Source organism: Acinetobacter sp. WU_MDCI_Abxc222 (assembly GCF_025514755.1).
GTDB lineage: Bacteria > Pseudomonadota > Gammaproteobacteria > Pseudomonadales > Moraxellaceae > Acinetobacter > Acinetobacter geminorum.
In genome coordinates this window covers 374,600-388,125 of sequence record NZ_JAHPVG010000003.1, presented here as the reverse complement: position 1 = coordinate 388,125, position 13,526 = coordinate 374,600, and the positions used below count along the sequence as shown (strand labels likewise).

11 protein-coding genes are annotated in these 13,526 nt (G+C 38.3%); 9 read left to right on the top strand and 2 right to left on the bottom strand.

The genetic code is table 11. The features are described from left to right. Nucleotides 1-27: 27 nt before the first annotated feature. The 3 genes from ilvA to KTJ10_RS07790 all read left to right on the top strand — a co-directional run bounded on the left by ilvA (nucleotide 28) and on the right by KTJ10_RS07790 (nucleotide 3,726). Nucleotides 28-1,575: a threonine ammonia-lyase, biosynthetic gene (gene ilvA, locus KTJ10_RS07800; protein ID WP_262441742.1), complete on the top strand. Its 1,548-nt coding sequence runs from the start codon at nucleotides 28-30 to the stop codon at nucleotides 1,573-1,575. 144 nt (nucleotides 1,576-1,719) lie between these two features. Next, complete coding sequence (locus KTJ10_RS07795) at nucleotides 1,720-2,370, top strand: potassium channel family protein (protein WP_199977651.1); 651 nt, start codon at nucleotides 1,720-1,722, stop codon at nucleotides 2,368-2,370. Between the two features lie 18 nt (nucleotides 2,371-2,388). After that, the gene (locus KTJ10_RS07790) at nucleotides 2,389-3,726 is read left to right on the top strand and encodes a TrkH family potassium uptake protein (protein ID WP_199977654.1); all 1,338 of its coding nucleotides are present in this window, start codon (nucleotides 2,389-2,391) and stop codon (nucleotides 3,724-3,726) included. Nucleotides 3,727-3,764: 38 nt separating this feature from the next. Here the strand turns inward: KTJ10_RS07790 and KTJ10_RS07785 are convergent, their stop codons facing one another. Then, complete coding sequence (locus KTJ10_RS07785) at nucleotides 3,765-4,916, bottom strand: phospholipase A (protein ID WP_199977656.1); 1,152 nt, start codon at nucleotides 4,914-4,916, stop codon at nucleotides 3,765-3,767. A 20-nt stretch (nucleotides 4,917-4,936) separates the two neighbouring features. Further along, nucleotides 4,937-7,876 (bottom strand): insulinase family protein, encoded by a 2,940-nt coding sequence (locus KTJ10_RS07780; protein WP_199977658.1) that lies wholly within the window; start codon nucleotides 7,874-7,876, stop codon nucleotides 4,937-4,939. 381 nt (nucleotides 7,877-8,257) lie between these two features. On the opposite strand from KTJ10_RS07780, the gene KTJ10_RS07775 reads away from it, so the two are divergent. From KTJ10_RS07775 to cydB, 6 genes are all read left to right on the top strand, one after another. After that, nucleotides 8,258-9,262, top strand: a complete 1,005-nt coding sequence (locus tag KTJ10_RS07775; protein ID WP_017480985.1) for an adenosine kinase — start codon at nucleotides 8,258-8,260, stop codon at nucleotides 9,260-9,262. Nucleotides 9,263-9,278: 16 nt separating this feature from the next. After that, nucleotides 9,279-9,587 carry a Rieske (2Fe-2S) protein gene (locus KTJ10_RS07770; RefSeq protein WP_262441741.1) on the top strand — a complete coding sequence of 103 codons (309 nt, stop codon included), beginning with the start codon at nucleotides 9,279-9,281 and terminating at the stop codon, nucleotides 9,585-9,587. 25 nt (nucleotides 9,588-9,612) lie between these two features. After that, on the top strand, nucleotides 9,613-10,221 hold the full coding sequence (locus tag KTJ10_RS07765) for an OB-fold-containig protein (protein WP_002121106.1): 609 nt from the start codon (nucleotides 9,613-9,615) through the stop codon (nucleotides 10,219-10,221). Between the two features lie 378 nt (nucleotides 10,222-10,599). Further along, a complete protein-coding gene (gene cydP / locus KTJ10_RS07760; RefSeq protein ID WP_005073962.1) occupies nucleotides 10,600-10,794 on the top strand; it encodes a cytochrome oxidase putative small subunit CydP in 195 nt (64 codons plus the stop codon). Further along, the gene (locus KTJ10_RS07755) at nucleotides 10,794-12,380 is read left to right on the top strand and encodes a cytochrome ubiquinol oxidase subunit I (RefSeq protein ID WP_086265575.1); all 1,587 of its coding nucleotides are present in this window, start codon (nucleotides 10,794-10,796) and stop codon (nucleotides 12,378-12,380) included. The genes cydP and KTJ10_RS07755 overlap by 1 nt, the downstream gene beginning before the upstream one ends. Beyond that, nucleotides 12,377-13,522 carry a cytochrome d ubiquinol oxidase subunit II gene (gene cydB, locus KTJ10_RS07750; protein ID WP_262441740.1) on the top strand — a complete coding sequence of 382 codons (1,146 nt, stop codon included), beginning with the start codon at nucleotides 12,377-12,379 and terminating at the stop codon, nucleotides 13,520-13,522. Before KTJ10_RS07755 ends, cydB begins: the two co-directional genes overlap by 4 nt. The last annotated feature ends 4 nt before the right edge of the window (nucleotides 13,523-13,526 follow it).

Here is a 13,526-nt window from a genome sequence, read left to right as displayed (position 1 = left end):
TTCCTATTTTAAACTGTTATAGGGAAGATGAACATGCTGTCTCGTGTGGTACGACAAATTTTACAAGCAACGGTTTATGATGTTGCAATTGAAACACCTCTCGAAGCAGCTCCACGAATTAGTCAAAAATTAAATAATACAATTCGTTTTAAGCGTGAAGATTTACAACCCGTTTTTTCTTTTAAATTACGCGGTGCCTATAACCGTATTAGTCAATTACCTAAAGAACAACTTGAACGCGGGGTAATTTGTGCCTCTGCTGGCAACCATGCTCAAGGCGTAGCTTTGTCGGGGCAAAGACTAGGAATTCCCGCTATTATTGTTATGCCAAGTACAACACCTGACATTAAAGTTCAAGCGGTTAAACGCTTAGGCGGTCAAGTCGTGTTACATGGCGATAGCTTTGATATCGCAAATAAATATGCTCAACAACGTGCAGAAGTTGAAGGTCTTGTATTTATTCCACCTTATGACGATGAACTTGTCATTGCAGGTCAAGGCACAATTGCCAATGAAATTTTACGTCAATGGCGTGATGTAGAGTACGTGTTTGTTGCTGTAGGTGGTGGTGGCCTTATCTCAGGCGTAGCTGCTTACCTTGGTGAAGTTGCACCGCACGTAAAAGTTATTGGCGTTGAATATGAAGAGTCTGCTTGTTTAAAAGCAGCTTTAGAAGCAAATGAACGTGTAATTTTGCCACATGTAGGCCTATTTGCAGATGGTACAGCTGTTGCACAAATTGGTGCTTTACCATTTGATATTATTCGTTTGCGCAAATCTGATAATTCAGGACCGATTGTTGATCCTAATATTGTCACTGTGAATACAGATGAAATCTGTGCAGCAATTAAAGACACATTTGATGAAAACCGCAGCATTGTTGAACCTTCTGGAGCAATGGCTTTAGCGGGTATCAAAAAATATATTCACGAGCATAAAATCAGTAATAAAAATATGGTGTCGATTGTTTGCGGCGCCAATATGAATTTTGACCGCCTACGCTATATTGCCGAACGCACCGAGTTAGGTGAGCAACGTGAAGCGATTTATGCAGTTACCTTATCTGAAGAAAAAGGCGCATTCTTAGGCTTCTGTCGTGCTTTACAAGGTCGCAATATCACTGAGTTTAACTACCGAGCGAATAATACAGATGAAGCGCAAGTATTCGTCGGTATTAGTTTAAAAGGTGGAGATGCAGAACGTCATGAAATTTTAGAGCAGCTTAAACAGCAAAACTATGTAGTTGATGACCTTTCTGACGATGAAGTTGCAAAATTACATATTCGTTATTTAATTGGCGGTCACGCAAATCTAGATGATGAAAGATTGTTCCGTGTTGAATTCCCTGAACGTCCGGGTGCGCTCTTAACCTTCTTAACTCGTTTAGGTCCAACCCACAACATTACCCTCTTCCATTACCGTAACCATGGTGCGGCAGAAGGACGTGTGTTAGTGGGCTTACAAGCAACTGATGCGAAACAAAACCCTGATGGATTGATTGAAACACTCGAGCAGATTAATTATCCGTATGCAGAAATTACTGATAACGTCGGCTATAAACGTTTCTTAAAATAATCTTTAGTTTTGATAAAAAGCCGACATAGTTGTCGGCTTTTTTATACAATTCTTTTTATATTTCTGGCATCTTTACATTGCTTCTCTTTATCTTAAAGAAAATATCCTTAAAAATAATGATCTAACTCGGAAAAAAGGACCAACATGGCACAGTTTGCAGTCATTGGCTTAGGTAGTTTCGGAGCAACGGTTGCTCATGAACTCACAAAATTAAATCATGATGTTATTGGCATCGATACGGTCAAAAAGAATGTTGAAAATCTTGCCGATGTTTTAACTCATGCCGTCATTGCTGATGCCACTGACGAACATGTGCTTGACGAACTGAATATACAAAATTGTGACGCAGTTGTAGTCGCAATTGGTGAAGATATTGAAGCCAGTATTTTGTGTGTGCTAAATTTAAAAAATCTGGGAATTGAGAAAATTTGGGTTAAAGCAAAGACCAAAGCTCATCACACCATTTTGTCACACCTTAATATCAATAAGATTATTCATCCTGAAGAAGATATGGGGGTAAGAGTTGCTCAAGCTCTGAACTACCCTATGGTAAGCCGTTATATGTCTTTAGAAGATGATCATTACATTATTAAAATTGAGATCCCAGATAAACTTAATGGCATCAATTTATATGGCATTATGCAGCAAGCGCCTCAAGTCAAAACATTGCTCGTGAAAAGACAGCAACAGATTTTGTTTGAGACTGAAGAAAATTTCACTTTGCAAACACATGATATTCTTATTTTAGAAGGTCACCTACCTCAGTTAAAGAAACTTTCTAACTGCTTCATATAAGAAAACGAACTCAAGAATATGTCTATATATCCCAAGCCCCATAAAACGTTAAATTTAAGCCCGCCTTCACTTTTAGCGCTAGGGTTTTTAGGCTTTATTATCTTTGGCACTTTATTGCTTAAATTACCATTTGCCAATACAGGCAATGTCAGTTGGATGGATGCGCTGTTTACAGCCACTTCAGCAGTAACAATTACGGGTTTATCTGTTTTAAATATTCATGAGTCTTTTACCCTGTTTGGGCAAACTATTATTTTATTACTGATCCAGTCTGGCGGTTTGGGGTTTATGACTTTTGCGATATTGGCGGCATTAAGCTTGTCTCCTAAAGTCGGTCTTAAACAGCAAATGATGGCTCAAGATAGTCTCGGACAAACGAGTCTATCAAAAGTTACTTTTGTTGCTAAAGGAGTTGTTACCTATACCCTTATTTTCGAACTGATTGGTACAATTATTCTCACGACTGCTTTTACACCAACATACGGGTTTGCACGTGGTTTATATTATGCGGTTTTTTATAGTATTTCCTCTTTTAACAATGCAGGTTTTTCATTATTTTCCAACAGCTTAATGAATTTTCAAAGCAACTATATTATTTGTATAACCATTAGCATCCTTTATACTTTAGGTGGTCTTGGTTTTTTAGTGCTCATGGATATTAAACAAAACAAAAGATGGAAAAAACTGACACCAAATAGCAAGCTTATTCTTACCACCATTGCAATTATTAACCTAGTTGCCTTTATTTTAATATGGGCTTTAGAAGCTCAAAATCCGGCAACTTTAGGGATGTTAAACTCAGGTGAACAAGCATTAAATGCTTGGTTTCAGGCAACAGTTCCACGATCTTCAGGCTTTAATACCATTGATACGGGTGCAATGACCAACAGTAGTTCCTTACTGATGATGTTACTGATGTTTATTGGTGGTGGTTCACTGAGTACAGCTGGTGGAATCAAAGTTGGAACCTTTGTCATTTTAGTACTTAGTGTAATTTCATTTTTACGCCGTACAGATGAAATTAGAATATTTAACCACTCCGTATCTCATGAAACGACCTATAAAGCATTAGCGGTAACTGCTATTACAAGCATCCTCATCTTCATGGGCTTCTTTATTCTTTTGCTTTTAGAGCCTAAAGCAGATTTTATGAATTTGCTTTTTGAGGTTGTTTCGGCCGCATGTACAGTGGGTCTATCTCGTGGAATCACACCAGATTTACATAATGGTAGTTTATTCATTTTAAGTTTACTCATGTTTGCTGGACGGCTTGGCCCTTTAACACTCGCCTATTTAATCGCTACTCCGAAAAAGAGTCGACTCAAACATCCTCAAGCCAATATTCAAATTGGATAATAAAAAAGCCGCTTTAAAAGCGGCTTTTTTATAGAATTTTAGTACCAATTCAAGAGCGATACACCCAAACCAGCATAAGTTGCTCGATGGTTATAATCAATCAAGCTTTCACCATAACCGTTAAACAATTGGAAATGTCCGCGTAACTTACCACTGATTGGAAAAGCCCAATCAAATTGCACAGCACCATGAGAATCATCACCACCTTTCAATGAATGACGCAGCATTAAAGAAAAGTCATTCTGCTTCCACTTATAAAACGCTGTTAAATCACCACGACCAACGTAATCTTCAATATCTGGGTTATTATCATCTTTACTATCTTCTTCAAGACGAATCCATGGACGAAGCATTAAAGCAAAGTTACCGCGCTCCAATCCAACATTAAAGATGACACGGTTCCAGCTACGAGATAATGGATCTGAACGACCATTTGACTGATGGTTTAAGGTAACTCCAAGCAAACGCCCATCTAAACCAAGCAACTCGTAGTTCGTTCTAAACATTAAACTTGCTTCTGGCTCATAGTTGGTTTCACGAAATGGACGAGATTCTTCAGCATTAAACGTCTGCCAACGTGAAGATTGGGTATACCCCACCCACAAATCACCATTATTTCCAAAAATATTTTCCCAAGCTTTCGTTTTTAAAGAAAGCTGAAACTTACTTTCGGTCGATTTCAAATTTTGAGCTGTATTTTCTACATTGTTGGGATTTGGACTGGTTGGTAATTCATTTTTATCACTGGTCCAAAATACAGGTAGTAAATAGACTGGCTGATAAGCACGAATATTCCAAACACCTAGCTTACTTTTTTCTGATAACTCCCAACGTTGATCTAACAAAGAGGTAGTCGGTTCAAGTGTAGGCGCTTTACCAATCACTTTAATATTACTAACCGTATCTACAACCTTCTCTTTCAATGTTGTTGGTTGAACAGCAGGCCGATCGATTTTTTTAACAGGCTCAGGTACTACCGCGGCTTGAACAACAGGTAGAGCTGCTGGTTTAAATACAGAGTCGTAACAAGCCAGACGATCGGCATTCGAAGCAAGAGCAACACATGCATCAACTGTCGCAGGGGTTACAGGTGCCAAGGTGTCAGCATATGTCACAGACGCACATAAACAGCTAAGCACGATTCCCATGCTTAGCTGTAAAGATGTGCGTTCAAATTGTCTGAACGCCATGTTCATCTCCAATTTTTATTTTAATTAACTTGTTGAATGGTAAAACCTAATTGCTGCAATTCATCACGTTTTGCAAATGGCGCAACTACAGCTTTTACAGGAGTTTGTTCTACTAAATATTGACGAGCAACACGTTTTAAATCATCCAATGTTACATGCAACAATCTTTCACGCAAAGTACGGCGGAAAGCTGGTGTTCTTGCATGCAACAATGCATAACATGCTGTAATCGCTTCACCTGCTGGAGAGCCTGGTTTATCCATACTTGCCACTAAACCAAGAATCGCTTCTTCAAGCTGATGAGGTTGTTGCTCGGTATTTAATAACCATTGCACGCTTGCTTCAAAGTCCTTAAAAGTCTCTGCTAAACGTGGATCGCGGTAGCTAAAGAAACGGAATGAGCAGGCATTTCCATCATAACTAGCACCGCCGCCATAAGCACCACCTTTTTCACGGATAGCACTGTGCAAGAATCCATTACGTAAATAAGCTGCCAATACCATTAATGGAGCCGCATCTGGATGTGATACTTCTACGGCTTGATATGCAGACGCACAGAATTGAACGTTTGCCTGAATTAACCATGCTTCATGATTATTATCATTAGCTTGTTCTACTTGAGTTAACTCAGTTGTAGCTGTATCAACATTCAACTTATCCCAAACATTCTGGATTTCTTCAACCAAACGTTCAGATTGATGTTCTTCACACACTAGTAAGAACTGTTTAGGTGCTTGCAACAACTTACTATGAATACGTTTTAATTCTGCAATCAGCTCATCGTAAGCGGCATCATCTTGGGTAATTTTAGTAACAAGCTCACCCAACCAGTTCAATGCACCTAAACCCGTGTTTTGATAGTCACGTTGAGCCAGGGCACTCATGTTACGAGAAGCAATCTGCATCGCATAGCTATGACCTGATCCAGAGAGACGAGATTGCCAACGTGTTTTACGTTGTTGCAATAACTCGATAATTCGTTCTTTTTCATCAAATCGAAGCTGTTCAAATGCTAATTTTAATAAATGAATTGCATCAAATTTCTGAGTCAATGATTTAGTCGTTAAAGTCAACCAAGCGCTAATTTTATCTTTATCATCAACTTTACTACGTAAAGAAGCACCCATCCCTAAACCACCACTTACAGCGGTTTGCAAGTTTTGTAGCTCAAGATAACCATATTCGCCTGCACCCACTTCACCCATCAAAATAGAAAGCAAATTGAAGTAAGGCGACTTCACAATATCTTCAGGAATCTGAATGAGTACTTGTTGATAGTAAATGCCGTTAGTACCAGCATGATACAAGTTCAACGGCGTATCCATACGATTACAAATAATTTCACGTAACTGACCTTGCACAATATGCAAGTCAGCAGGTACATCTTCCAAACCTACTTTTGGCAATAACTCAAGATTATCAGGAGTATCTTGACGTTCCTCTAGAGCCTTGGTTTTAGCAATGATTTCAGCCTTATCAGCCTCTGTTAGCTTTTCACCAATAGCTGCTAAACGAGCTTTTTCCGCTTCCTGCTCTTTTACAGACTTGGTCGGATCTGGAACTAAAGTCATCTGTACGCGATGAGGGTTGTCGAGCAAATGTGTTTGAATCAGATTTGATAGCCACATTGGGTCTTTCAACTCTTCTTTAACCTGTGCAATTGCGCTGTCGACGTCCCAAATTTGAATTGGGTCATTATGGTGAATCGCACCACTTAAACCATTTAAAATTAGACTTAAACCATACGGTGTACCATCACCATTAATTTCACGTTGATGTAACTCGATTTGATGTAAAATTGCATCGACTAAATTACTATCAATTGGTTTAGCAGCAACATCACGCAGAATATTTAAAACACCATCTCTAAAGCTTTGAGCATGTTCAGGATTTGAACCTTGAACGCCACAGTAGAAAGTCATTTCAAAATTACTGTCATCTACGCCCATTAATGGACCTGTAGATTGAGCATAACCACAAGTTTCTAAGTAATGACGTAGTGGCGAAGCTGAATTTTCTAATAAAATCCCTTCAACTAAACGCATTCCTAAACGCAATTTAATGTCGTTTGCTTCTGGTAATAACCAAGATAGAACATGATAAGTTTTATCCTTTAAATCATCACTATCAACACCGTAGTTCTCTGTTACTTCAATTGGTGCAGCTAAACGTTTTTCAGGCTTAGAATATAAAGTTGTTCCCGCAGAAAACTTATGTAGAGCTAATTTTTCAAATTGGTCTTGCAGCTCATATGCTGTTTGATTACCAAAGGTCATGAATACAGCATTACTTGGGTGGTAATGTACCTTATAGAAATCGACTAACTGCTCATACGTTAAATCAGGAATATCTTTTGGGTCACCACCTGAGTTGTAATGATAGGTGGTTTCAGGGAATAAATGATGAGCCAACTGATGGTAAAGTTGGTCAGACGGTGCACTCATCGCACCTTTCATTTCATTAAAAACAACACCTTTATATACAGGTTGACCATTTTCTAGTTCAATACGAATACCTTCTTGAGCAAAATCAAGTGGATTCAAATTTGCAGCAAATGCCGCATCAAGATAAACAGAAAGTAAGTTTTGGAAATCTTTTTTATTTTGAGTAGCAAATGGATACGCAGTCCAATCTGCTGCTGTAAACGCGTTCATAAAGGTATTTAAAGAACGACGAATCATTAAAAAGAACGGATCACGTACCGGAAACTTTTCAGAGCCACACAAAGCCGTATGTTCTAAAATATGTGCCGTGCCTTTAGAGTCCATAGGCTGTGTTCTAAAAGCAACAAGAAATACATTTTCATCATAATCAGTTGCCAAGTGATAATGCACCGCACCTGTGACTTTATGCTTATATTCAGACACTAAAATATCTAATGCTTCTACATGGTGCTGACGTAGCAACTGAAACGCAGGGTGAACAGTTTGAGAAATGGTTTCAGTGACATCTACAGTCATGTGATCTCCTAACATATCGGATAAGTGAATAAGTCTCATTATAGCCTGAGTCAGCTTGAGATTGGCGAACAAAAACCAAGTAAAATACTATGTTTTTTGTTGAGTATTAGTTTTCATCGGCATAGCTTTGATATCAAGCACATAGCGATGAATGTTTTATCCTACCAGAACAAAAGCTTTTAATTCTATGTATATGATAGACATTGAATAAAAAAGCTTATCAATTTTATTTGGCTGACCTACCTCGAATCTAAAAAATATTCACACAACAATATTTTTCCACTAACTTTTGATTTAACTGAATTTTATTCAACAAACTACAGCAAACCCAAGCAATGGTGTAAACTTAGCAACCTGATTTTTTATTTTGTGACAACACATATGGCAACTGTAGATCTTTTTGCAATTGGTAATGCATTAATCGACCAAGAATTTAAAGTGTCTGATGATTTTCTTAGTCAGCAAGGCTTGCAAAAAGGCACAATGCAGTTGTCCGATGGCGACACTCAGTCTGCTCTTTATGCAGAGTTAAAACAGCATCAAGATTACAAAGGTCAAGCAAGTGGTGGTTCTGCTGCAAATACGACTGTGGCCTTTAGTGCATTAGGTGGAAGTGCTTTTTATGGTTGCCGCGTTGGTAACGATGATTTAGGTTCAATTTATCTACAAGGTTTAAATGAAGCTGGCATTCAAACCACTCCAAAATCAATCAGTGAAGGCGTGACAGGTACCTGTATGGTACTCATTAGCCCTGACTCTGAACGTACGATGCATACTTATCTAGGTATCACTGCTGAACTCTCTCAAGATCAAATCGACTTTGAACCATTAAAAACAGCAAAATGGCTTTATATTGAAGGCTACCTTTCTACAAGTGAAACAGCGCGTAAAGCTGTAAAACAAGCCAGAGAAATTGCAAAAGCAAATGGTGTTAAGATTGCTTTATCCCTTTCAGATCCTGCGATGGTGCAATACGCTCGCGAAGGCTTAGAAGAACTTATGGATGATGGCGTAGATTTACTATTTTGTAATGAACAAGAAGCCTTAATGTATACAAATACAACAACTGTAGAAGACGCTCTTGCGCAATTACGTTTTAAAAATCATACAGTAGTCATTACACAAAGCGCTAAAGGTGCTTTGGTTTCTAATTCTACTCAACATTTCCATGTTGCAGGTCGCCACGTAGAAGCGGTTGATACCAATGGTGCAGGTGATGCATTTGCAGGCGCATTCCTTTATGCCCTAAACCATCATCAAGATTTGAACGCTGCTGCACAGTTGGCTGTCTTGATTTCTAGTGAAGTTGTTTCTCAATTTGGCCCACGTTTAGCGATCAATGATTATGCTAAACTTCTTGAAAATTTTCAGAAGGAATGTGCTTGAAATGGAAAGGATCTGTATGACGGAAGAAGTTCCTGAGCGTGAAGCTAGAGCTTTTGACACTTTACAAGGAACTACTATTTTCATTACGCAACGTGATGGCGCATTCTATGCTTATCAAAACTTATGCCCTCATTTGCAAACAGAGCTTGAATATGTAGAAAATCAATTTCTCGATCAGGACCAAGAATATATTCAATGTTCTACCCATGGTGCTTTATTTACCGTGGAAACAGGCGAATGTATCTCAGGACCATGTTTAGGTGATTTTTTAAATAAAGTTGAGATTAAAGTACATTCAGATGGCGGTATCTATATCGTAGACTGAAGCGATCAACATTAGAGTTTCTGCCATGGCTGATTTCTTTTTCAATTATTATCTTATGCCATTCCATTTAAGTGTAGTGGCTTTGATATTACTCAGCGTGGTAGAAACCATTGGTATGTATATTGGACTTCGTCCAAGTCAATTACTCAAAAAAATTGCGCCTGTTTGGCTTTCTAACTCACCACTACTTAACGTTAAATTTTCTAAAGCCTTAATTTTCGTTTTTTTACTAATCAACTTCAGTTTTGCAGGTTATTTTTTACAGCTTTCTTTCTTTGCAATCCAGCATTATTTTATTTCACCATTTTATTTAATCGTCCCAGCCCTTGTCATCGCAATCTTTTTTACTGTATTCATGATTCACTGCCTTGACCAAGTAATTAAACCAAAGCTTACTCATACAAATTATAATCTTTTAGGACGATTAGCGACGGTTTCCAGTGGTAATGCTAGACCTGGGTTTTCTGCCCAAGCGCGAGTGCGTGATGAATTCGGCCAGCTCCACTACGTTCAAGTCGAACCAGAATACGGCGAACTCGAATTATACTCTCAGGTTATCCTTGTCAGAGTGCATAAAAGCCATTATGTAGCCAAGAAAATTTCTGTATCAAACGATCTTTTCGCCCCCGATTAAATTCTTACTACTATTCTATTTACTTACTGCTTTTAGCAGGCTTTATTACGTCTATATTTTATTATTTTCTTTTTAATTAATTATTTATTATTCCAACCATTTTAGTTTGGAATATAATTTATAAATACAATATACAACCATTTTGGTCGGTATTAAATTAAAACAAACCATTTTAATCAACTTAATATTTTTATTTACAAGTGTTTTAGTAGGATTTAATAATTAATTCAAACTATTTTAGTATAGTATTTATTTTAAAATATTAAGTGCTTGTTTTGTAACAATTAATTATTTAAATATTCATTTAAAATATATTTAATGTTTATTTTTATTATATTTTGATTAATAATAAAATTAATATCAAATGAGGTTTAATTTATGAGCCTTAATTTTAAAAATCTTAATGGTCGTTTAGTTAAAGAAATCACTATTATTCTAATAATAAAAATAGTGCTCCTCTTAACGATTAAACATATTTGGTTTGATGCTCCCACCATCCCCAAAAATTTTGACAATCAGGTCGCCGAGCATATTGCTGGCGATAACATTTCCCACATTAAGGAGACACGTTGATGATTTCTGAAAGCGTGGTTGATCTTTCGCGGTTTCAATTTGCGATGACCGCAATGTATCACTTTCTTTTCGTCCCTTTAACTCTAGGTTTGGCATTTATCCTTGCCATCATGGAAACCACTTATGTCATTTCCGGTAAAGAAATTTACAAGGATATGACTAAATTTTGGGGAAAATTATTTGGTATTAACTTTGCTTTAGGGGTAACAACTGGCTTAACCATGGAGTTCCAATTTGGAACAAACTGGGCTTATTACTCACACTATGTAGGTGATATTTTTGGTGCTCCATTAGCAATTGAAGGCCTTATGGCATTCTTTCTTGAGTCTACATTTATTGGTTTATTCTTCTTCGGATGGGATCGTTTAAGTAAGGTTCAGCATCTAGGCGTAACATGGTTAGTCGCTCTCGGGTCGAATATGTCAGCGCTTTGGATTTTAGTGGCGAATGGTTGGATGCAAAACCCTGTAGGTGCTGCATTTAACTTCGAAACGATGCGTATGGAATTAGTTGATTTCGGCGCGCTTATCTTTAACCCTGTAGCTCAGGTGAAATTCGTCCACACTGTATCTGCGGGTTATGTAACTGGTGCAATTTTTGTACTCGCCATCTCAAGCTATTATTTACTTAAAAAACGTGATCTTCCTTTCGCACGTCGTTCATTTGCAATTGCTGCCATTTTCGGTCTCGCATCTACACTTTCAGTGATTTTGTTAGGTGACGAATCTGGCTATGAGCTAGGTGATGTTCAAAAAACTAAACTCGCTGCGATCGAAGCCGAATGGGATACTCATCCTGCCCCTGCTCCGTTTACTTTGTTTGGTGTACCAAACCATGAAGAGATGCGGACAGATTACGCAGTTAAAATTCCATATGCATTAGGTTTAATTGCAACTCGTTCAACAACCAAAGAAGTTACTGGTCTTAAAGATCTCATGCAACAGCACGAAGTTCGTATTCGTAATGGTATGCAGGCCTATGCTGAACTTGAAAAATTACGTGCAGGTGATCGTTCACCAGAGTTATTGGCCTCTTTTGAAAAAAATCAAAAAGATCTAGGTTATGGCCTACTTCTTAAGAAATATGCACCAAATGTAGTTGATGCAAGCGAGCAAAATATTAAAGCTGCTGTAAAAGATACTATTCCAAATGTTACAGCACTATTTTTCTCTTTCCGTGCAATGGTTGCCTCTGGCTTCTTGATGCTATTACTCTTCATTTTAGCGACTTGGGCCGTAGCAAGAAGAAACGCTGAAAACAAACCTTGGCTACTTAAATATGCATTGTTTGCTCTGCCGCTTCCTTGGATTGCTGCACAAACTGGTTGGTATGTAGCTGAAGGTGGTCGTCAACCTTGGTCTATTGGTGAAATCCTACCAACACATCTATCTGCTTCTAGTTTAAGTACTGGTGACGTGTGGGGTTCAATTATTGCGCTAGCAGCGTTCTACACCGCTCTTTTAATTATTGAAATGTATTTAATGATCAAATTTGCTCGTTTAGGACCAAGTTCTTTACACACTGGTAAATATCATTTTGAAAAGCAAGAGCCGAAAACAGCTGTTAATGGGGAGGCTTTATCATGATTGAATATGAATTATTGAAAGTCATTTGGTGGGTGTTAGTTGGTGTACTACTCATCGGCTTCGCACTTACCGATGGCTTTGATATGGGGTCTATGGCTCTTATGCCTTTCGTTGGAAAAACTGATAACGAGCGTCGTGCTGCAATCAATACCATTGCCCCACACTGGGATGGTAATCAGGTCTGGTTTATTACGGCGGGTGGTGCACTATTTGCTGCATGGCCAATGGTCTACTCAGTCGCTTTCTCAGGCATGTACTGGGCACTCTTATTAGTTCTATTTGCACTCTTCCTACGGCCAGTCGGTTTCGATTATCGCTCTAAACTTGAAAATACCAAATGGCGTAACTCTTGGGACTGGGGTCTGTGCATCGGTGGTGCTGTTCCAGCGCTTGTGTTTGGTGTGGCATTCGGTAATTTATTTTTAGGTATTCCTTTTAGTTTAGATAGCACATTACGCTCTGAATATACAGGCAGCTTTTTTGCTCTTCTTAACCCCTTTGCTCTAGTTTGCGGTGTAGTAAGTTTGTCTATGCTTTGTGCACATGGAGGTGCGTGGCTCATGCTACGTACTGATGAAGCTTTAAAACAACGTTCCGCCAAAGCCACTCAAATTATGGCAATTATCTTTTTAATTTGTTTCCTTGTAATTGGAGCATGGCTGTATTTCGGGCAAGTGCCAGGTTATAGCTATGCTGTTGCTATAGATCCAAATGCTGCGCTTAATCCATTAGCTAAAGAAGTGGTTACCAATAGCAATCCGGGTTGGGTGAACAATTACAGTACCTATCCAATTACTAAAGTTGCCCCTGTTCTTGCCATATTAGGCGCAATCATTGCAATTGTTGCATCTTCAAAAGCAAAAGCAGGCCTAAGTTTTACTGGTACAAGTTTAATGATTGTAGGAGCAATTTTAACTGCTGGTTTTGCCCTATTCCCATTCCTACTTCCATCTAGTATTAATCCTAACTCTAGCTTGACAATGTGGGATGCTGTATCAAGTCACCTTACTTTAGGCGTTATGACGGTTGCTGCCTGCATTTTTGTTCCTCTTATTTTGATCTATACCAGTTGGTCTTATTACAAAATGTGGGGAGTCATCACTAACAAACATATCGAGTCAAACTCGCATAGCTTGTATTAAGGAG